Annotated in this window: 18 protein-coding genes and 1 pseudogene; 11 read left to right on the top strand and 8 right to left on the bottom strand. The window is 66.5% G+C overall.

What is annotated here, in order from left to right; genetic code table 11:
- Positions 1 to 47: 47 nt before the first annotated feature.
- Complete coding sequence (locus AB4Y40_RS03505) at positions 48 to 719, bottom strand: VC0807 family protein (protein WP_368686451.1); 672 nt, start codon at positions 717 to 719, stop codon at positions 48 to 50.
- Positions 720 to 963: 244 nt separating this feature from the next.
- On the opposite strand from AB4Y40_RS03505, the gene arfB reads away from it, so the two are divergent.
- Positions 964 to 1,368: an alternative ribosome rescue aminoacyl-tRNA hydrolase ArfB gene (arfB, locus tag AB4Y40_RS03500; protein WP_368686450.1), complete on the top strand. Its 405-nt coding sequence runs from the start codon at positions 964 to 966 to the stop codon at positions 1,366 to 1,368.
- Positions 1,369 to 1,409: 41 nt separating this feature from the next.
- On the opposite strand, the gene AB4Y40_RS03495 is transcribed toward arfB, so the two are convergent.
- The 4 genes from AB4Y40_RS03495 to AB4Y40_RS03480 form a co-directional block, all read right to left on the bottom strand.
- Positions 1,410 to 2,714: an EAL domain-containing protein gene (locus tag AB4Y40_RS03495; RefSeq protein ID WP_368686449.1), complete on the bottom strand. Its 1,305-nt coding sequence runs from the start codon at positions 2,712 to 2,714 to the stop codon at positions 1,410 to 1,412.
- Positions 2,715 to 2,983: 269 nt separating this feature from the next.
- A complete protein-coding gene (locus AB4Y40_RS03490; protein WP_028212153.1) occupies positions 2,984 to 3,244 on the bottom strand; it encodes a hypothetical protein in 261 nt (86 codons plus the stop codon).
- A 257-nt stretch (positions 3,245 to 3,501) separates the two neighbouring features.
- Entirely contained in the window at positions 3,502 to 3,729 is a 228-nt protein-coding gene (locus AB4Y40_RS03485) for a hypothetical protein (RefSeq protein WP_342920661.1), read from the bottom strand.
- Positions 3,730 to 3,888: 159 nt separating this feature from the next.
- A complete protein-coding gene (locus AB4Y40_RS03480) occupies positions 3,889 to 4,611 on the bottom strand; it encodes a YdcF family protein (protein WP_368686448.1) in 723 nt (240 codons plus the stop codon).
- Positions 4,612 to 4,897: 286 nt separating this feature from the next.
- Here AB4Y40_RS03480 and AB4Y40_RS03475 point away from each other — a divergent pair, with 286 nt between their 5' ends.
- Entirely contained in the window at positions 4,898 to 5,212 is a 315-nt protein-coding gene (locus AB4Y40_RS03475) for a hypothetical protein (protein ID WP_028212156.1), read from the top strand.
- 238 nt (positions 5,213 to 5,450) lie between these two features.
- On the opposite strand, the gene AB4Y40_RS03470 is transcribed toward AB4Y40_RS03475, so the two are convergent.
- Both AB4Y40_RS03470 and AB4Y40_RS03465 read right to left on the bottom strand, forming a co-directional pair.
- Complete coding sequence (locus AB4Y40_RS03470) at positions 5,451 to 5,729, bottom strand: hypothetical protein (RefSeq protein WP_368686447.1); 279 nt, start codon at positions 5,727 to 5,729, stop codon at positions 5,451 to 5,453.
- A 307-nt stretch (positions 5,730 to 6,036) separates the two neighbouring features.
- Positions 6,037 to 6,423: pseudogene (locus AB4Y40_RS03465) on the bottom strand (transposase); the annotation flags it as partial.
- A gap of 425 nt (positions 6,424 to 6,848) precedes the next feature.
- Between AB4Y40_RS03465 and AB4Y40_RS03460 the strand changes: the two are divergent.
- From AB4Y40_RS03460 to truB, 9 genes are all read left to right on the top strand, one after another.
- Entirely contained in the window at positions 6,849 to 7,751 is a 903-nt protein-coding gene (locus AB4Y40_RS03460) for a LysR substrate-binding domain-containing protein (protein WP_368686446.1), read from the top strand.
- 96 nt (positions 7,752 to 7,847) lie between these two features.
- A complete protein-coding gene (locus AB4Y40_RS03455) occupies positions 7,848 to 9,044 on the top strand; it encodes a pyridoxal phosphate-dependent aminotransferase (RefSeq protein ID WP_368686445.1) in 1,197 nt (398 codons plus the stop codon).
- Between the two features lie 339 nt (positions 9,045 to 9,383).
- Complete coding sequence (gene scpB / locus AB4Y40_RS03450) at positions 9,384 to 10,376, top strand: SMC-Scp complex subunit ScpB (protein WP_368686444.1); 993 nt, start codon at positions 9,384 to 9,386, stop codon at positions 10,374 to 10,376.
- 62 nt (positions 10,377 to 10,438) lie between these two features.
- Positions 10,439 to 12,208 carry a 23S rRNA pseudouridine(2605) synthase RluB gene (gene rluB, locus AB4Y40_RS03445; protein ID WP_368686443.1) on the top strand — a complete coding sequence of 590 codons (1,770 nt, stop codon included), beginning with the start codon at positions 10,439 to 10,441 and terminating at the stop codon, positions 12,206 to 12,208.
- 501 nt (positions 12,209 to 12,709) lie between these two features.
- Positions 12,710 to 13,168 carry a ribosome maturation factor RimP gene (gene rimP, locus AB4Y40_RS03440; RefSeq protein WP_028204813.1) on the top strand — a complete coding sequence of 153 codons (459 nt, stop codon included), beginning with the start codon at positions 12,710 to 12,712 and terminating at the stop codon, positions 13,166 to 13,168.
- A complete protein-coding gene (gene nusA / locus AB4Y40_RS03435) occupies positions 13,165 to 14,640 on the top strand; it encodes a transcription termination factor NusA (protein ID WP_069267875.1) in 1,476 nt (491 codons plus the stop codon). Before rimP ends, nusA begins: the two co-directional genes overlap by 4 nt.
- 155 nt (positions 14,641 to 14,795) lie before the next feature.
- Entirely contained in the window at positions 14,796 to 17,753 is a 2,958-nt protein-coding gene (gene infB, locus AB4Y40_RS03430; RefSeq protein ID WP_368686442.1) for a translation initiation factor IF-2, read from the top strand.
- Between the two features lie 184 nt (positions 17,754 to 17,937).
- Entirely contained in the window at positions 17,938 to 18,303 is a 366-nt protein-coding gene (rbfA, locus tag AB4Y40_RS03425) for a 30S ribosome-binding factor RbfA (protein WP_042272510.1), read from the top strand.
- Positions 18,304 to 18,311: 8 nt separating this feature from the next.
- Positions 18,312 to 19,310 (top strand): tRNA pseudouridine(55) synthase TruB, encoded by a 999-nt coding sequence (gene truB, locus AB4Y40_RS03420; RefSeq protein WP_368686441.1) that lies wholly within the window; start codon positions 18,312 to 18,314, stop codon positions 19,308 to 19,310.
- Positions 19,311 to 19,427: 117 nt separating this feature from the next.
- On the opposite strand, the gene AB4Y40_RS03415 is transcribed toward truB, so the two are convergent.
- On the bottom strand, positions 19,428 to 20,996 hold the full coding sequence (locus AB4Y40_RS03415) for a DHA2 family efflux MFS transporter permease subunit (protein WP_368686440.1): 1,569 nt from the start codon (positions 20,994 to 20,996) through the stop codon (positions 19,428 to 19,430).
- Positions 20,997 to 21,033: the final 37 nt, after the last annotated feature.

Genomic DNA, 21,033 nt, shown 5'->3' with positions numbered 1-21,033 from the left:
TCTGACCGCCGATGCGTGCGGGACGGGCCGAAGGCGGCGCGGGCGTCTCAGTCCACGCTGAGCGTGCTTGCGTTCGTTGCCGCGGCCGCGTCGCCGAGCAGGCCGTGCGTGCCGTGAATGCGCCGCATGCGCGTGCGATACCAGAAGGTCCAGGCCATCAGGCCGCCGAACACGCCATAACCGATGATCGGCGAGACGACGAGAAACCGCTCGATCGGCCAGGTGGCGGCCAGATAAGTGCGCAGCGCGGAATCGAGACAAAGCCCGAAGCCCCAGATGAACGTGAGCAGCCGCATGGCCGCCGCGAAGCTCGCATTCTCCTTCCAGAGCTGTTCGAGCCGCGCGACGCCCTCGCGGGTCTCGCGCGCGACCGTCGCTCGCGTGAGATAGAACACGAGCGGGCGCTTCGCGAGCAGCGAGATCAGGAACGCGGCGCCGATTGCGCCCGAGGCGAGGCTTTCGCGCATCAACAGCACGCGCGGGCTGCCGCCGAACGCCACGGCGACGAGCGAGAGCACGATGCCGAGCAGAATGACCGCGGAGAGCGCATCCACCCGCCGAAAGCGCACCAGTTCGACGATGCTCCAGGCAAGCGGCGGCGCGGCCGAGGCAATGAGGCCGCCGACCTCGCCCCAGTGCGGCTCGGCGAGACGGTAGGCGACCCAGGGAAGCAGCAGGTTGACCGCCAGTTCGGCAACGAATGCGGGACGCAGCTTCATGGGGTGCGTGCTCCTGAGGGTTCGCCCAAGGGAATGTCGCAAGTATGGTTCATGCGCCGCGCGGCGGCAAACTGGCTGCGCAGCGGGCCGACGGCTGGGCGGCATTGCGCATGCCCGCGGCGGATCGGTTTGCCGCTTGCGCGAGGAGGTGTCACGCGTATGTCATGCCTGTGCCGACTCAGCCGCGCTGTGCGACACTGCCGCGTGTCCGGCCCGATGCGGCCTGCTTTCTTTCTGGTTGCCCATGACCGCACGCGCGCCCATCCCGTTGCAGGAAATCGAACTCGTCGCCGTTCGCGCACAGGGCGCGGGCGGCCAGAACGTGAACAAGGTGTCGAGCGCGATCCATCTGCGCTTCGACATCCGCGCCTCGTCGTTGCCCGAGGTGCTCAAGATGCGCCTGCTCGCGCTCGCCGACCGGCGGATTACGAGCGAGGGCGTCGTCGTGATCAAGTCGCAGGAACACCGCACCCAGGAACAGAACCGCGTGGCCGCGCTTGCGCGCCTCGAGGAGCTGGTCGACAGCGTGAGCGTGACGCGCAAGGCGCGCGTGGCGACGCGCCCTACGCGCGCCTCGAAGCTGCGCCGGCTCGACGGCAAGGCGCGCACCGGTGAGCTGAAGGCGGGGCGCCGGCGCGTCATCGAATAGTTCCCCGGACCGCGCGGCGGATTGCCGGCCTGCGACGCGGCTCAACCCGGCTCGCGCCACGGGCGCTCGCGCGGCCCGTGCTCGGGCGGGAAGTCCGCGCACAGCACGTGCGTCGCGCCGCCGTAGTCGAGCGCGATGGCGGCGGTGTAGCAGAGCTCGCCGTCGTTGAGCGAATAGTGCGGACCCATCACCGCGACCCGGCCGGGCGCGGCGAGCGCGCGCCGGAAATACTCGCGGCGCGACCAGTTGCTGTCCGTGTCGGGATAGAAAGGCGCGAGGCGCGCGGGCGGCCCGACGCCGGGCATGGCGATCGAAGGCTCGTGCTGCTCGCCGTGTTCATCCGCGGTGAATACGCGCTGCGCGTGGCTGCCGTTGTCGCCGAAAATGGCCTCGGCCGCTGCTTCGAGCGTTCCGCCGCCCGTGAGCACGCGCGCGCCGCGCAGCATGGCGTGCGAGAGTGCGCCGAAATTGACCTGCTCGATGATCTCGGTGCTGCGCTGGTAAGCGGCGAAGCGCCGCCACATCGACTGCGCGAGCGCGGGCGCAGCGGCGCCCGCTTGCCGTACCGAAGCTTGCGGCTCGCCGAACCAGAAGCCCTGCACGAGATCGATGTCGGCCCGCATCAGCACCATGAGCTGCAGCTCGGTCTCGACGCCTTCTGCCAGCACCATCGTGCCCGCATGATGCAGGATCGAGACGAGCTCCGAGATGAATGCCACGTGACTCTCGCCGCTGGCCGCGCGCGTGACGAGCGAGCGGTCGAGCTTGACGATGTCGGGCCGGTAGCGCCAGACGCGGTCGAAATTGGAGAAGCCGGCGCCGAAGTCGTCGAGTGCGACGAGGAAGTCACGGCCGCCGGCAGGCGCCCTTTCGTCGACGAACGCGCCGGGCTCGTCGCCGCCGCGCTGCTCGAGCACCTCGATCACCACGCGTTCGTGCGGGAAGCCGAAGTGCCGACACAGCCCGTCGATGGCGGCGTGCGCGGGGTCGGCGGCGCGTGCGCTGCGCGGCAGCGTGTTCAGGAAGATCCAGCCGCTCCCCACGCCTTGCTGGACGAAATTCGCGAGGTGCAGGGCGCAGGCCAGTTCATCGAGCTGCTGCGCCTCGGCGCCTTGCACCGTGGCGAACAGCTCCTCGGGCGCGAGCGCCCGGCCCGACTGGTCGGTGACCCGCAACAGCGCCTCATAGCCGACCACGCGCTGATGCGGGATGGAGAGCACCGGCTGGAATGCGCTGGCGAGCGCGCAACCATGCCATTGCGCGCCCCAGCTGTCGGTATGCGGCTGCAGTTGGGCGAGCAGGCTGGCGGTGGCAGTCGCCTTCGCGTTCGACGGATCGTTCGGCATGGCTCGGGACGCACGGCGGCGCGGGCGGTGCGTGGGCGCCTCTACCGCGCGGGCCGCGCAACTGCCGTCCAAAGCAGGCGCTCGCCCGACGGCGGTCACCGCCAGGGCCTGTCGTCAAGTCTGGGACTATGGGTAAAAACTGCGCGCACTCGCCGTGCCTGGCGCGGCGAGGCATGCCATGCAAGGCGGGAGGAGGTGATGCCGCGAGAGGGCGCCCGCGTCGGGTGCGAGCGCCTCGCATGCCGCCTGCTGGCGGCCTGGTTTGCCGCTCAGTGCGCCGTGTTGGGCACGTCGAGAATCAGGATGATGGTCCAGTCCGCGTCGCCTTCGTGATGGTATTGACGCTCCGCCACGATGAATGGCTGCTGCTTGCCCGCCGGGCCGAGAAACAGCACGTCGCCTTCCATCGGCAGGCATTCGATGGGGGGCAGCGCGAGATACGCGTCCTGGTTGCCGCCGCGCGGCATCAGTTTTTCGATCTTGCGTGAGGCCGCTTCGGTCCATTCGATGTCGAGCTGGATGTTGCTCATTGCGTTTCTCCGCGCGTGGCGCGCACAAAAGGTTGGGTCTATGCCGACCGCGTCTGCCGACCGGGGCGTTTTCGAGGTGCGCGACTTTAGCATACCGCGCCGGCGCGCCGGCGCGGCGGCGATGCGCGCGGGACCGCAAGCGCAGCGGAGTGGCGCGGCGAAAAAAAGCCGATGGCGGCTAGACCGGCATCGGCTGCTTTCCAGGGAAGGCGCTGCCCGCGTACGCTGGGCAGCGCGCGGCCAGGCTTCGCCCGATCTTACTGGGCAGGGGCCTTCTTGTGATGCGGATGCCCCGACTTGTGATGCGGCATGGGCGCCGGCGCGGGCGCGGCTTCCTGTTGCTGCTGCAGGGCCTGCGCGCGTTGCAGGACGTCGTCGGCCTTGGCCGGATCGGTGCTCATCGTGATGCCGTTATCCGACTGCGCATGCGCAGCGCCCGCCAGTGCGGAAAGTGAAATCAGGACTGCGAGGGACACTTTTTTCATCTCTACCTCCGAAGGAGCGGTTTATGGACCCAGCCGTTACCTGTCCAAGCAGGATGGACATGCCATTCTAACGATCAAATACTCGCGCCAGATGACATCACGTAAGCCGTTCGCACGGGAGTTACATCTCGTTACATCTGATGTCGCCTAACCGTCATACTAGAACCAGCCGATCATCCGATAGACATAAAACTGCGCAACCCCAATCGATTCGTGGAGCGCCGTTTCGGCAGACTTGAGATTCGCGATGCGCGGGAGCAGGCCGCGCTCGACGTGGCGCACGCTGGCAACCGCGGGCAGCGGGTGCATGTCGAAGCGCCGGAAATCGAGCATCGCGCGGCGCATCTGGTACGAGGACGTCACGAGCAGGAGCGTTTCATCGTTCCCGGCCCGGACGATGGGCGCAACGTTGCGCGCGTTCTGATACGTCGTGAGGCTCTGGTTTTCGAGCACGAGATCGGCGCCCGGCACACCGGCGCGCAGCAGGTAGGGCGCGTAGTTGTCGGCCTCGGCGCTCGCATGGTGCTCCGGGTTGCCGCCGCTCACGATCACGCGGCACATGCCGCCCGCGCGCGCGCACTGCGCGTACAGGTCGGCGGCAAGGGCAATGCGTGCGTAGACGTCGCGCGCGGGGACCAGCTGGCCGCCGCGGGATTCGGTGCCGCCGCCCAGCATGATGATGGCAGTACGCGCACCGAAGTGCGCCGGGCCGATTTTCGCCTGATCGTAGGGAGTGCGATACAACTCCGGCTGGGCGATATCGAGCAGCACCCCCGTGAGCCAGCCGGTCGCGAGCAGCCAGAAGACCCCGGCCGCGCAGGCCGCGACACGCCAGCGCGCGCTGCGCCACAGCAGGCCGAGCGCAACAAATAGCACAAACAAAACGAATAGAATCAATTTGGATGAGGTAACGTATTGTTTTCGGGAAAATGCGCGTCCAACCGACCTTTGCGCCGCGAGCGTGGCGCGGCGTTGGCCGTGCGGGAAGCGGTGAAGCCGCTTTCACGGGGGCCCGGATAACCTGCAGTCCCTGCCGCTGCACGTCGCACGGATAGGGCGCGTGGGCCCGCCAGGGCACAGACTGCGCCGTTCTCAGGTCCGCATTGCGCCGCAGCCGGTTCGCGCGAGGCTCAATGGTCGCAGGACTGCATTTTAAGAAAGAAGTGAGATGACCACGTATTCCAACGAAGCAGTACTCGAAGCGCTGAGGCGGGTGCAGTATCGGCAGGTCCCGTGGGCGCGTCGTCCTGAAGTGTTCCAGTATTTGCGCGATCTCGGCATGATGGACATCGTCCGGCAACGCACGGTTGCGCCGGCGCCGGGTTTCCATGCGCCGGTCGATATCGCGGTGCTGACCGATCGCGGCCGCGCCGAATTCGCCCGGCTCGCTCGCGACGAGCGCACGATGCAGTGGAGCGCCCATCGCGTGGCCGACTACGTCGCCGAGCGCGTGCCCCAATCCGGCCTTGAAGCCAGCCAGTAGCACTCTGTTCTCTTCGTCCCGCCAAAAAAAAGCCCGCATCGAAAGATACGGGCTTACCGGAATTACTGCTGCCACGCTGTGCTTGATGGCGTAAGGGTAGACCGCACACGAAGCGCGGTGGTTCCCCGGGGCAGGGTATATGCTGAGCCGCGACGTACCGGAGGCGCTTGCCGTCCTCCGTCATCGCGGCTCTTTCATCGGTTCCGGCAGTCCCCTCGATGGTGTTTCGCTGGCCGGCTTAGCGGCGCTGCGTTGGTTCCTGCCTCTGCGGCGCGCTGCGGCGGGCATTGTCCGCAATGTCGCCGCGCAGGTCGCCGCGCGGCACGGGCGGTTTGCCCGCGTTCGGGCCAGGCGCTACGGGCGGCATGGCGCGCGCGCCGGTGCGCGAGATCGACCATTTCGGTACGGAGGCATGCGGCGGCTGGGCCGCGGCGCTGAACGACACGAACGAGGCCGTCGGCGCGAAAAGGGCGAGGGCGGACAGCGAAACCATGATGCCCCGGATGTGCAGGTTCATGGATTTCATGGTGGTTCCCCGTCAATCCAGTTTCTTGACGTTAGTGGACATGCTCCTAAACTAACGTCGGGCGCGAAAGCGCGCTGTAAATATTGGTAAAGAGATGTATCGCGCGGTGCCGGTCGCCTGGTTGCGGACGCAGCGAGGTCGATGCAGCCTGCATCGTCAGGAGAGGGGCGGCGCTGTCAGTCAATGACCGGAAAGCGGTCTGCAGCGGCCACGCAGTGCGGAAGGGTTGGGAGAAAAACACGCCGGGCGCACGTAGCGCCCGGCGGAAAAGCAGTTCAAGCGTGGCTCAGGCCATCTTGACCGGCGCGCGCCACGATTCCGGATTGGTCCAGAACGCGCCGCGCAGGCGATCACGGCTGGGCGGCGCGGGCGGCTTGGTCGCCGTGGCGCCGATACGGCCGCGCAGCGAAATTTCACGCCCGTTCGTGCTCAGTCGCTTGACGATCTCCGCAAGCGTGCCGTCCGCCTGCCACTCGTCGAAACGACGGCGGCAAGTCGGCGGCGAGGGGTAGCGGCCCGGCAGCTTGGACCAGCCTTCACCCGTCGAAAGCACCCAGAGCACCGCGTTGACCACAGCACGCGCTTCGACGCGAGGCCGTCCGCGCCGCTCGCTCCGTGCCGGTTCAGCACAGAACAACGCCTCGACCAGCGCCCATTCGTTGTCTCTCAAATCGTCGAACAGCATCATGTTTCACCTCAGCGAAGCTATCTCCGGTGCGCTGCCCCGCGCTGCGCACTCTTCATGTACTCCCGGCCGGATGCCGGAGTACCAGGCGGGCCCGGCTGGATCGTCCCGGACTGCATGCTTCCGGGACGTCCATCGAACCTGTGCGTGCCTTAATGCGAAAACCGTGCCAGCACGTACGTTCTCGTCTTGAAGCCGCGTGGCGCCAAGCCCGCGCGGGAGATTGCCAGGGGCGTATAAGACTCGAAAACACTTATCGAGAAAATCGGGAGAATCACCAATCTTGTGCAGGCAAGCCCGTCGGACGTGCGTTTGCGCCGTATTGCTGCATTGCGGCGAACAATGGGCAGCGAGGTTCCTCTACCCGCAACGATGGGTGTCCGGCATAAAATTGCATGAAAATGGACAATTCATGAGGCAAGCGGATGAATGTGACGCTGCGGCAGTTGCGGGTGTTCATCGAGGTCGCCCGGTTGCAGAGCTTTAGCCGGGCTGGGGACGAAATCGGGCTCACGCAGTCGGCGGTGAGCCGCTGTGTGCGCGAGCTCGAAGCCGAGATCGGCGTGAAGCTCGTCGACCGGACCACGCGCGAGGTGCAGCTCACCGATGTCGGCGCGAACCTGATCGCGAGCATTCCGCGCCTGCTGGGCGATCTCGACGACGCCTTGCGCGAGATTCGCGAGATCGGCGAGCAGCGGCGCGGCCGCGTTGTCGTGGCGGCCAGTCCGACGGTCGCGTGCCGCTTGATGCCCCAGGTCGTCGCCGCATGTGGGCGGCAGTTTCCCTACATCACGCTTGGACTGCGCGACGACGTGCAGAGCGACGTCGTGCGCAAGATCCGCTCGGGCGAAGTGGACTTCGGCGTCATCATCGGACCCTTTGCCGCCGAGGATCTCGAAACGCAATGCCTGACCACGGATTCGTTCTGCGTGGTCGTGCGCGGCGATCACGCGCTCGCGTTGAGCCAGGAAGTCTCGTGGAAGGAGCTGGACGGCGAGCGTCTGGTGATGCTGGATTACGCATCGGGCAGCCGTCCGCTCATCGACGCCGTGATGAGCGAGCAGGGCGTACGCGCACGCGTGGTGCAGGAGCTGGGCCATCCGGCCACGGTCTTCGGACTCGTCGAGGCGGGCGTGGGCATCAGCGTGCTGCCCTGGCTCGCGCTACCCGTGCCGGCGGGCGCGCCCTTGCTTGCGCGGCCGCTCGTGCCGCGCGCGGAGCGCACCGTCGAGCTCGTGCGGCGGCGCGACCGCTCGCTTTCGCCAGCCGCCGAAGCGGTCTGGTCGCTGATCCGTCAACTTGCCGGTCAGCCCGAAGCGCAGCACTGAAGCCGCTGTGCTCACGCTTGCAGGCGCCGCCCTCGTCGCGCGGGGCCGCGCGCTACACTCGATGCTTTCCCACATGCTGTGCCACCCGGAACCCCGATGAGCGATTTCGAACCGTCGTCCTCCCTCTCCCTGCCGCGAGAAGCGGTGCGTGCGTTGCGCTCGTCGCAGATCCGCGAAGTGGCGAATGCCGGGTTCGGCGTTGCCGACGTGCTGCCGTTCTGGTTCGGCGAGTCCGACCGCGTGACGCCGCCGTTCATCCGCGAGGCGGCGGCCGAGGCGCTGGGGCGCGGCGACACGTTCTATACCCACAACCTCGGCATCGCGCCGCTGCGCGAAGCGCTCGCGCGCTACGTGAGCGAACTGCACGGCGCGACGTCGGTGGACAACGTGGCGGTCACGAGCGCCGGCGTCAACGCGCTGATGCTGGCGGCACAGCTCGTCGTCGGCGCGGGCGACCGGGTGGTGGCGGTGACCCCGCTGTGGCCGAACCTCGTCGAAATCCCGAAGATCCTCGGCGCCACGGTCGAGACGGTCTCGCTCGGCTACGGCGAGCGCGGCTGGACGCTCGATCTCGACCGGCTGCTGGCGGCGCTCACGCCCGAGACGCGCCTGCTGATGATCAACTCGCCGAACAATCCGACCGGCTGGGTGATGACGCGCGACCAGCAGCGCGCGGTGCTCGAGCATTGCCGGCGCCTCGGCATCTGGATCGTCGCCGACGAGGTCTACGAGCGCCTCTACTACGGCGACGCGGGTGAGCGGACCGCGCCCTCGTTCCTCGATCTTGCGTCGCGCGAAGAGCGTCTGATCTGCGTCAATTCGTTCTCGAAGGCCTGGCTCATGACCGGCTGGCGGCTTGGCTGGATGGTCGTGCCGCGCAGCCTGACCGACGATCTGAGCAAGCTGGTCGAGTACAACACCTCGTGCGCGCCGTCGTTCGTACAGCAGGCCGGCATTGCGGCAGTCGAGCACGGCGAGCCGTTCACGCACGCGCTGGTGGCCGATCTGCGGGCCTCGCGCGACCACCTCGCCGCGGCGCTGGCAAAGTTGCCCGGCGTCGATGTGAAAGTGCCGCACGGCGCGATGTACCTCTTTTTCCGGCTGGCCGCGCAGAACAGCCTCGAGCTGTGCAAGGCGCTGGTGCGCGACGCGGGCCTCGGCCTCGCGCCGGGCAGCGCCTTCGGACCGCAAGGGGAAGGCTTCGTGCGCTGGTGCTATGCCTGCGATCCGGCGCGGCTCGACGCGGGCGTCGAGCGACTCGCGCGCTACCTGGAGACAGTGGGAGCGCGCTGACGCGGCTCGCGGCGCGCCATGCACCGGCGTGGCGCGAGCGGGCATAAAGCGGTGGCGGGGTCCGGATTAAAATGAGGCCACCCATGCGGAATGGCGTCTTTACGCACCCAGCGTTTTTGCGTAATATGGCGCTCAGTCAAGCGATTCCCTGCGGGAACTTCGCGGCTCCCTCCGGCTGGGTCTGGCTCTTTGCCTGAATTTCGGCCCCCCGGTGCGTGCTCCCATCAATATGACCGATCAGAATCGGGCGAGCGCGTCTCCAAGTTCCATATCGTCTTTCGTCTGTCTGATCCGGTTCCTTGAACCTGATTTACCTTACTTAGGGTCTGACCTGGCTGCATGAATACCCAAGAGGCGAAAATCGTCCTCGAGACTGCATTGATCTGCACGCAGGAGCCGTTGAAGATCGGCGAACTGCGCAAACTGTTTGCCGACGACATTTCGGCCGACACGGTCCGCAACCTGCTCGAAGACCTGCGGCACGAATGGTCCGGGCGCGGCGTCGAGCTGGTGGGGCTCGCGTCGGGCTGGCGCTTTCAGAGCAAGCCGGCCATGCGGACCTACCTTGACCGGTTGCACCCCGAAAAGCCGCCGCGCTACTCGCGCGCGGTCCTCGAAACGCTCGCGATCATCGCGTACCGGCAGCCGGTCACGCGCGGCGACATCGAGGAAATTCGCGGCGTCACGGTCAACACGCAGGTCGTCAAACAGCTCGAGGACCGTAACTGGATCGAAGTCATCGGTCATCGTGACGTGCCGGGCCGCCCGGCGCTCTATGCAACGACACGGGAGTTTCTCGACGATCTCGGCCTGAAGTCGCTCGACGAATTGCCGCCGCTCGACGATCCGTCGAGCCAGTTCGGCGAGCAACTGCTTGCCCAGCATGCGATCGAGTTTCCCGACAGCGCCGCGGCGCAGCTCGTCGCGGAAGGCCAGCCCGAGGCGGCCGCCGATGTCGCGGGCGCGGAAGATGCGCTGGCGCCGGTAGCGCAGGGCGAAGCGTCGGGCGTCGAAACATCGGGCGATGAGTCGGGCTTCGAAACGCCCGCACAGCCCGAAAGCGCAGCGCGCGAGACGCACGCAACGGAAGAAGCGGAACAAACGCACGAAGCGGCAGGCGCAAACGTTGCATACGCAGCCGCTGCCTCGGGCGAAGCGGTACATGAAGAAACCAGCCTCGCGCAGCACGGGTCAGCCCCCGACGCTCACGCGCAGGATGCCGCGCACGCAGCAGATGCGGCGGGCGAAGAAGAACACGAAGACCGCCGCGACGCGGCGCAGGACGACCCCGTCTCGACGACGGACGACGAAGCCGCACGACGCGGCATCTGAAGCAACAAGCATTTTTGACGCGCCCCGCAAGCGGGCGCGCAACCTGACATTTTGAGGTTGTTTTGACTGATATCCACGACACCGATTCGACCGACGCGTCCGAATCCGCGCGCCGCGCGTCCTCCGCGCGCGACGACGACACGCGTGCTTCGCAGGTCGAAGGCGAAGCACAGGGCGGCGAGGGCGAAGAGCGTCCACGCCGCGGTCTGCGCCGCGGGCCGCGCAGCCTGATCGCGCGCCGCCGCGCGGGCGCGAAGGCAAAAGCGACCGAAGGCGCGGAAGGCGCCGACGTGGCCGCAGCGCCCGCTGACGCGCCGGAAGCGGCGCCTGAGCGGGCTCCCGCCGGGCGCGCACCGCGCAAGGACGCAGGCGCGAAGAAGCCGGGCCGCCGGCAGAACGCGGGCGCCGCCGCTCAGGGTGAGCGTCAGGGCGAACGCCAGCAGGGCGAGCGCCAGCAGGGCGCGGGCAAGCGCCAGAAGGGCCAGGGCCGAGGCGAAGGCCAGCCGGCCGCCGCCGCGGGCGAGTCCACCCAGGACGACCTGTTCCTCTACGTGACGTCGCCGGCGTTCGACGCCGACAACGGCGCCGGTTCGGGCGTGCGCGCACCGATGCTGCGCCGCGGCCGTGCCCAGCAGCCCAAGCGCGTGCTGAGCCCGGACGACGACGCACCGAAGCTGCACAAGGTGCTGGCGGATGCGGGCATGGGCTCGCGCCGCGACATGGAAGAGCTGATCATCGCCGGGCGCGTCTCGGTGAACGGCGAACCCGCGCACATCGGCCAGCGCATTCTGCCGACCGACCAGGTCCGCATCAATGGCAAGCCGATCAAGCGCAAGCTGCAGAACAAGCCGCCGCGCGTGCTGATCTATCACAAGCCGACCGGCGAAATCGTGAGCCATGCCGATCCGGAAGGCCGTCCCTCGGTGTTCGACCGCCTGCCGCCGATGAAAACGGCGAAGTGGCTGGCCGTCGGCCGTCTGGACTTCAACACCGAAGGTCTGCTGATGCTGACCACCTCGGGCGATCTGGCCAACCGTTTCATGCATCCGCGCTACAGCGTGGAGCGCGAATACGCCGTGCGCGTGGTGGGCGAGCTGACCGAGGGGAACCGCCAGAAGCTGCTCAAGGGCGTCGAGCTCGAGGACGGCCCCGCGAGCTTCCTGCGTATCCGCGATGGCGGCGGCGAAGGCACGAACCACTGGTATCACGTCGCGCTGGCCGAAGGCCGCAACCGCGAAGTGCGCCGCATGTTCGAGGCGGCGGGCCTGATGGTGAGCCGCCTGATCCGCACGCGCCACGGCCCGATCGCGCTGCCCAAGGGCCTCAAGCGCGGCCGCTGGGAAGAGCTCGAAGACAACCAGGTGCGCGCGCTGATGGCCGCGGTCGGCCTGAAGGCGCCGAGCGAAGAGAAGGGCGGTCGTGGCGGCAAGGAGCAGGAGCGTCGCCAGCCCGATCCGATGCAGACATCGATGGGCTTCATCAACCGCGAGCCGGTGCTGAGCTCGCACGGTGCGATGGGTCAGCCGCGTCAGGGCCAGGGACGGCGCGGCGCAGCGGGTGGCTTCGGCGGCGGCGCGGGTGCCGGTCACGGCAATTTCGGCGCGGGCTCCGGTTTCGGCGGCCGTGGCGGCAACCGTGCAGGCGGCCGCGAGGTCGACGGCAACCGTGCGCCGGGCGCGCAGGGCAAGCGTGCGGGCGGCAATGCCAGCGGCAATCGCCGCAGCGGTCCCGGCAACGGCGGCGGCAATGCCAACCCCAATGGCAATCGCGCGGGCGGCAACAGCCGTGGCGGCCAGCGCGGCACGCCGCGCAACCGCACTCGCGGCCACTGACGCGCGAAGCGCGCGACGTCCGTCTGCGACATGCGGCGGGCGTCGCGGCCATGCAACGGCGGCAATGCGCGCGGTTCGCGCGTAAAACACCGGAAAATCCCCTTGCGAGCCCATAAATAACGGCAAAAGGCGCATTGGGCTTGACCGGTGATTTGCGTTAATGTGCAAAAAAGGCTAGAATCACAAAGTCGCTGGGCGTGCGGCTGTCATCTGGGTAGTAATTCGCGCCCCAGGTGCGACCACCTGGCTAAGTGAGAAGATGGGCGTTTCGCCCATTTTTTTTTGGTTCGCCCCAAATTGGATACCAACAGATGCCGACGTTTCACGTTCGGCATTGTCAATTTGGGGGCCGTCTAACCATCCAGGTCGTTCGTCATCGGGGGGCAGTAGGTGAGAAGCGCGCGCGCTCACCTGGCGCGCGGCCCGCGAATCCCTAGCGAAGCAAGAATTAGAGCGAAGGAAGTTGCTGGCCCGCTGCGCAGAACATCTGGAGTGGGCATTGTGCAACTGACGGAACTGATTGAAACCACGGTCACCGGGCTCGGTTACGAGCTGGTCGACCTCGAGCGCACCGGGCGCGGCATGCTGACCATCTTCATCGATCAGCCCGCGGGGATCGCGATCGAGGACTGCGAGAAGGTCACGCGTCAGCTGCAGCACGTTCTGACGGTCGAGAACATCGACTACGAGCGACTCGAGGTTTCGTCGCCGGGTCTCGACCGTCCGCTGAAGAAACTGGCGGACTTCGAACGCTTCGCAGGCTGCGAAGCGGTAATCACGTTGAAAAAGCCATTGGACGGACGGAAATCGTACCGGGGTATCGTGCATGCTCCCGAAGGCGAATCCATCGGTCTGGAATTCGAAGGGAAGGCGGGTCCTGCGATGCTCGATTTCACGCTCGCGGACATCGACAAAGCACGCCTTGTCCCCAAAGTTGACTTTAGGAGCCGCAAACAATGAGTCGCGAAGTGTTGATGCTGGTGGATGCGCTGGCACGCGAGAAGAATGTCGACAAGGACGTGGTGTTCGCCGCCCTTGAAGCGGCGCTTGCGTCGGCCTCCAAGAAACTCTTCGACGAGGATGCGGATATCCGCGTGCATATCGATCGCGAAAGCGGCGAACACGAAACGTTCCGCCGCTGGCGCGTCGTGCCGGACGAGGCGGGCCTGCAGGAGCCGGACCAGGAAATCCTGCTGTTCGAGGCCCGCGAGCAGGACCCGGAAGCACAGATCGACGGTTTCGTCGAGCAGCCGGTACCTTCGGTCGAGTTCGGCCGTATCGGCGCGCAGGCCGCCAAGCAGGTCATCCTGCAGAAGGTGCGCGACGCCGAGCGCGAGCAGATCCTGAACGACTTCCTCGAGCGCGGCGAAAGCATCATGACCGGTACGGTCAAGCGCATGGACAAGGGCAATTTCATCGTCGAATCCGGCCGTGTGGAAGCGCTGCTGCGCCGCGACCAGCTGATTCCGAAGGAAAACCTGCGCGTGGGCGACCGCGTGCGCGCCTGGATCGGCAAGGTCGACCGCACCGCGCGCGGCCCGCAGATCGAACTCTCGCGCACGGCGCCCGAGTTCCTGATGAAGCTGTTCGAAATGGAAGTGCCCGAAATCGAACAGGGCCTTCTCGAGATCAAGGCGGCGGCGCGCGATCCGGGTGTGCGCGCCAAGATCGGCGTGGTGGCTTACGACAAGCGCATCGATCCGATCGGCACCTGCGTCGGCATCCGCGGTTCGCGCGTGCAGGCCGTGCGCAACGAGCTCGGTGGCGAAAACGTCGACATCGTGCTATGGTCGGAAGATCCCGCCCAGTTCGTGATCGGCGCGCTCGCGCCGGCTGCCGTGCAGTCGATCGTCGTCGACGAGGAAAAGCACTCGATGGACGTCGTGGTCGACGAGAGCGAACTCGCAGTCGCGATCGGCCGTAGTGGCCAGAACGTGCGTCTCGCCAGCGAACTGACCGGCTGGCAAATCAATATCATGACGCCGGATGAATCCGCGCAAAAGCAGAATCAGGAGCGCACGGTGCTGCGCGACCTGTTCATGGCGCGTCTCGACGTGGATGAGGAAGTCGCCGACATCCTGATCGACGAAGGCTTCACGAGCCTCGAAGAGATCGCCTACGTGCCGCTCAACGAAATGCTGGAAATCGAGGCGTTCGACGAGGACACGGTGCACGAGCTGCGCAACCGTGCACGCGACGCGCTGCTCACGCAGGCCATCGCGAACGAGGAGAAGGTGGAAAGCGCCGCCCTGGACCTGAAGAGCCTGGACGGTATCGACCCGGACCTGCTCGCGAAACTGGCGCAGCATGAAGTTCACACCCGCGACGAGCTCGCCGAGCTGGCCGTGGACGAGCTGGTCGAAATGACGGGAATGGAAGAGGACGCCGCCAAGGCGTTGATCATGAAGGCACGTGAGCACTGGTTCCAGTAACCCGCCAACGGGAAACTGCATCAGGGCGCGACGAGCAGGAAGCGACCATGACCCACTGAACTGAACGCGGCGGAGCCTTGCAGAACGCGAGGCACCGAAGGCCGCATGACCCGATGTCAACCGCAAGGAATCGGTCCTTGCATTAAGAGGAATGAATGGCGAGTAACAACGTAGCCCAATTTGCCGCGGAACTGAAAATGCCTGCCGGCGTGCTGCTCGAGCAGCTGCAGGCGGCGGGCGTCACGAAAGCGAGCGAGAGCGATGCTTTGTCGGAGACCGACAAAGCGCGTCTGCTCGATCACTTGCGCAAGTCTCACGGCTCGACTGATGCAGACAAACGCAAGATCACGCTGACGAAACGGCATACGTCGGAGATCAAGCAGTCCGATTCGACGGGTAAGGCACGCACCATTCAGGTCGAGGTGCGCAAGAAGCGCACGTTCGTCCGCCGCGACGAGTCCGCCGGTGAGGCGGATGCATCGAATCATGCAGCCGACGCAGCCGCTGCCGCCGAAGAGGCGGAGCTGCAGCGCCGCGAGGAAGAAGCGCGCCGCGAGGCAGAACTGCTCGAGCGTCAGGCCCAGGAGCTCAAGGAGCGCCAGGAACTGCTCGCGCGTGAAGAGTCGGAGCGCCGTGCGCGCGAAGAGGCCGCCGAGGCCGAGCGCCGCCGTGCCGAAGAAGAAGCTGCCAGGAAGAAGGCATCGGCCGATGCCGCCGCTCGCGAGCTGGCCGCTCAGGCCGTGGCTGCGCAGCGCAATGCCGAAGCGGAAGCGAAAGAAGTGAAGCAAGTGCAGGACCAGCAGGAAGAACAGCGCGCCGCAGCCGAGCGCGCCGCGCAGCGCGAAGCGGCCCAGAAGGCCGAAGCCGCCGCACGCGAAGCCGCCGATAAGGCGCAGAAGGAACAGGACGAGATCGCCCGCCGCCGTGCGGCTGCCGAAGCCGAAGCGCGCGCGATCCGCGAAATGATGAACACGCCGCGCAAGGCGCAAGTGAAGGCGCCCGAGCCGCCCAAGCCGGTCGAGCCGCCCAAGCCCGCCGAAGCCAAGGGCACGCTGCACAAGCCGGCCCGTCCGGAAGGTGCGCCGGCGCGTCCGGCAGCCGGTGCAGGCGCCGCGGCGAAGAAGCCGGCCACGACGGCCGCGCCTTCGACGAGCGCGCCGGGTGCCGGCGCGGGCGACCGCAACAAGAAGCCGGGCGCAGGCAAGGGCGGCTGGCAGGACGACGCGGCCAAGCGCCGCGGCATCAAGACGCGCGGCGACTCGTCGGGCGGCGTGGACCGCGGCTGGCGCGGCGGCCCGAAGGGCCGTGGCCGTCACCAGGACGCGTCGACGTTCCAGGCGCCGACCGAGCCGATCGTGCGTGAAGTGCACGTGCCGGAAACCATCACGGTGGCCGACCTCGCGCACAAGATGTCCGTGAAGGCATCGGAAGTCATCAAGGCGATGATGAAGATGGGCCAGATGGTCACCATCAACCAGATGCTCGACCAGGAAACGGCGATGATCATCGTCGAGGAACTCGGCCACCGTGCGGTTGCCGCGAAGCTCGACGATCCGGAAGCGCTGCTGGTCGAAGGTCAGGGCACGGCTACGGACGCCGAGCAACTGCCGCGTCCGCCGGTCGTCACGGTCATGGGTCACGTCGACCACGGCAAGACCTCGCTGCTCGACTACATCCGCCGCGCCAAGGTCGCAGCGGGCGAAGCGGGCGGCATTACGCAGCACATCGGCGCTTACCACGTCGAAACGCCGCGTGGCGTCATCACGTTCCTCGACACGCCGGGTCACGAGGCCTTCACGGCCATGCGTGCCCGCGGTGCGAAGGCAACCGACATCGTCATTCTGGTGGTCGCAGCCGACGACGGCGTGATGCCGCAAACCAAGGAAGCGATCTCGCACGCCAAGGCTGCGGGTGTGCCGCTCGTCGTGGCGATCAACAAGATCGACAAGCCCGATGCGAACCCCGAGCGCGTGAAGCAGGAGCTCGTGGCCGAAGGCGTCGTGCCGGAAGAGTACGGCGGCGACTCGCCGTTCGTGCCGGTGTCGGCGAAGACCGGCGCGGGCATCGACGACCTGCTCGAAAACGTGCTGCTGCAAGCCGAAGTGCTGGAACTGAAGGCACCGGTCGAAGCACCGGCCAAGGGTCTCGTCATCGAAGCGAAGCTCGACAAGGGTAAGGGTCCGGTTGCAACGATCCTTGTCCAGTCCGGTACGCTGAACCGTGGCGATGTGGTGCTGGCTGGCAGCGCTTATGGCCGCGTGCGCGCCATGCTCGACGAAACCGGCAAGCCCACGAAGGAAGCGGGCCCGTCGATTCCGGTCGAGATCCAGGGTCTGTCGGAAGTGCCGGGCGCGGGCGAAGAAGTCATCGTCCTGCCGGACGAGCGCAAGGCGCGCGAAATCGCGATGTTCCGTCAAGGCAAGTTCCGCGACGTCAAGCTCGCGAAGCAGCAGGCCGCGAAGCTCGAAAACATGCTCGAGCAAATGGGCGAAGGCGAAGTGCAGAACCTGCCGCTCATCGTCAAGGCCGACGTGCAGGGCTCGCAGGAAGCGCTGGTTCACGCGCTCCTCAAGCTCTCGACGAGCGAAGTGCGTGTGCAGATCGTGCACGCCGCGGTGGGTGGCATCAGCGAAAGCGACGTCAACCTGGCAACGGCTTCGAAGGCGGTCATCATCGGCTTCAACACGCGTGCCGATGCACTGGCGCGCAAGCTGGCCGAAACGAACGGCGTGGACATCCGCTACTACAACATCATCTATGACGCAGTGGATGAGGTGAAGGCGGCGATGTCGGGCATGCTGGCGCCGGAGAAGCGCGAAGTCGTGACCGGTATGGTCGAAGTGCGCGCGGTCTTCAAGGTGCCGAAGGTCGGTGCGGTGGCGGGCTGTATGGTCACGGACGGTATCGTCAAGCGTTCGTCGTCGGTGCGCGTGCTGCGCAACAACGTGGTCATCCACACCGGCGAACTCGACTCGCTCAAGCGCTTCAAGGACGACGTCAAGGAAGTCAAGCAAGGCTTCGAGTGCGGTATGTCGATCAAGAACTTCAACGACATCGTCGAAGGCGACCAGTTCGAAGTGTTCGAGATCACCGAAGTCGCGCGTACGCTGTAATACAGCGGCGCCCGCGGGCAGACCTTCGGGTCGCCCGCCTGACCGCGGGTTTGCCGCGGGTTTGCCGATAACGGGCGGGGCGGGCGCTGGCCAGCTCCGCCCGTTTTGTTTTTTGCGCGGCCGTGTGCGCCTTCATGGACGCAACGCCGCCTGAATGCCTCGCAGATTAAGAGGTGGAACCATCATGCCGAAAAAACGTACTTCCCCGAATCGCAACGTGCAGATCGCGGATCAGATCCAGCGCGATCTGTCTGAGCTGATGCGCGAAGTGAAGGACCCCCGAATCGGGCTCGTGACGATCCAGAGCGTGGAGCTCACGCCCGACTACGCGCACGCCAAGGTCTACTTCACGACCCTCACGGGCGACCCGAAGACCACGCAGGAAGCGCTCAATCACGCCGCAGGCCATCTGCACAACCAGCTCTTCAAGCGCCTGCACATTCACACGGTGCCGACGCTGCATTTCCACTATGACCAGTCGGTCGAGAAAGGTGTCGAGATGTCGCGCCTGATCGACGAAGCGAACGCCACGCGCGCGAAGGACGACTGACGCGGGCAATGACTGCATCATCGAAACAGAATCTTGGCGGGCAGCGATCTGACGCGGCGCGGCCTGACGCGGCCCGACCCAAAGTTCCGCGCCGTCTGCTCGACGGCGTGCTGCTGCTCGACAAGCCCATTGGCCTTTCGAGCAATGACGCGTTGATTCGTGCGAAGCGCCTGTACCGCGTGAAGAAGGCCGGCCACACCGGCACGCTCGACCCGCTCGCGTCGGGTCTGCTGCCGCTGTGCTTCGGCGAGGCGACCAAGTTCTCGCAGGATCTGCTCGAAGCCGACAAGACCTATGAGGCGACCATGCGCCTCGGCATTCGCACGGCCACCGGCGACGCCGAAGGCGAGGCGATCGAAACGCGCGAGGTCACCTGCGACGAAGCGGCCGTCCGTGAGGCGATGACGCGCTTTCTCGGCGACATCGTGCAGGTGCCGCCGATGTATTCGGCGCTCAAGCGCGACGGCAAGCCGCTCTACGAATATGCGCGTGCGGGCCAGACGGTCGAGCGCGAAGGGCGCGAGGTGAAGATCCTTGCGCTGGAGATGATCGCCTGCGCACTTCCCGAGGTTCCCGAGGTGACGTTTCGCGTGACGTGCAGCAAGGGCACGTACGTCCGCACGCTGGCCGAAGATATCGGCGAGGCGCTCGACTGCGGCGCGCATCTCGTGATGCTGCGGCGCACGGGTGTGGGCGCGCTCACGCTCGAGCATGCGGTGACGCTCGACGCGCTCACCGCCGCCGACGAGCCCGAGCGCGACACCTGGCTGCGCCCCGTCGATGCGCTGCTCTCCACGTTCCCCGCCGTGACGCTCGACGCGGAGGCGGCGCGGCGCTTCACGCATGGCCAGCGCTTGCCGCTGAACGAGCTGGTGCTCGACCGCGCGGTTTGCGAAGCGGCTGAGCGCGTGCGCGTCTACGCGGAAGACGGGCGCCTGCTCGGCGTCGCCAAGGCAGCGAACGGCGTGCTTGCGCCGGAGCGGCTGGTGGTCAGCGGCGCAGCCTGAGCGCACTCGCATCGCGCGCGGAGCGCACAAACAAACGCACCAACAAAAACGGCACGCCGGTGAACAACCGGACGTGCCGTCTTGCTATCGACAGTCGCAAGGGCTAACGCATCGACCTCAATGCGCAGCCGAAGCCGCCGCACCCGCGTCCGCGCCACCGGCGCGCTCGGGCCGCGTGATCCAGATGAGCGCGATCAGCACGATGAAGATCATCGAGGAAATCCAGAACAGATCGTTCACGCCGAGCTGCGCGGCCTGCTGCGAGAGCATCCGGTCGAAGAGGCCATGCGCCTGCGCAGTGTCCATGCCGAGGCCGTGCTGGAACTGCTGCATCGACTGGTTGAACACCGGGTTGCCCGGCGTCGCCACGTCGGTCAGGCGTGCGTGGTGGAACGTCGTGCGATGATCCCACGCGGTTTCGAAGATCGACGTGCCGATGCCGCCGCACATGATCCGCACGAAGTTGGATAGGCCCGATGCTGCGGGAATGCGATGGCCCGGCAAGCCGGAAAGCGTGATCGACACGAGCGGAATAAAGAGGCCCGCCATGCCGATGCCCTGAATCAGCGTCGGCAGCGTGAGCGCCCAGGTGTCCACGCCGGTCGTGTATTGAGAGCGCATCCAGAAGCACAGCGCAAACACGAGGAACGCGGTCGTGGCGATATAGCGCGGGTCGGTGCGCGGCAGGATCTTGCCCGTGATCGGCGAGAGCATGACCGCGAAGAAGCCCACGGGCGCCATCACGAGGCCCGCGTCCGTTGCGGTGTAGCCGAGCGTGGTTTGCAGCCACAGCGGCAGCAGCACGAGATTGCCGAAATACAGCCCGTACCCCACCGAAAGCGCGATCGTGCCGCCCGTGAAATTGCGTCGCGCGAACAGCGACAGGTCGACCACCGGGTGATCCGCAGTCAGCTCCCAGACCACGAAGAACGCGAAGGCGACCACGGCGGTGAGCGCGAGCACGACGACCGTGGTGGACGAGAACCAGTCGAGGTCCTTGCCCTTGTCGAGCATCACCTGCAGCGAGCCCACCCAGATGATGAGGAGCGCGAGGCCCACGCCGTCGATCGGCGCCTTCCTCACCTCCGAATCGCGATTGCGGAAGATCGCCCACGTGGCGAGCGCCGCGACGATGCCCACCGGAATGTTCACGTAGAAGATCCAGGGCCACGAGATATTGTCGGAGATCCAGCCGCCGAGAATCGGGCCAGCCACTGGCGCGATCAGCGTGGTCATCGACCACATCGAGAGCGCCATGGGCGCCTTCGCGCGCGGATAGCTCGCGAGCAGCAGCGTTTGCGAAAGCGGGATCATCGGGCCGGCCACGGCGCCTTGCAGCACGCGCGAGGCGAGCAGGAAGGGTAGCGTGGGCGCGAGGCCGCACATCCACGACGAGATCACGAACAGGATGATCGACGCCATGAACAGGCGCACCTGGCCGAAACGCTGTGTGAGCCAGCCGGTGAGCGGCACGGAGATCGCGTTGGCCACCGCGAACGAGGTGATGACCCACGTGCCCTGGTCCGACGACACGCCGAGGTCGCCCGAGATCGACGGGATCGACACGTTCGCGATCGAGGTGTCGAGCACGTTCATGAAAACCGCGAGCGACACCGCGATGGTGCCGATCACGAGCTGCGCGCCCTGTAGCGGCGGATGCGCGACGGGTTGTTGTGCTGCTGCCATTGCGTCCTTTCTTGTTGACCGGTTGGAGGCCGCGCGA

The organism is Paraburkholderia sp. EG287B, from assembly GCF_040965595.1.
Taxonomy (GTDB): Bacteria; Pseudomonadota; Gammaproteobacteria; order Burkholderiales; family Burkholderiaceae; genus Paraburkholderia.
Note: the sequence above shows the minus strand (reverse complement) of the source record. Positions and strands in the feature narration are given on the sequence as shown.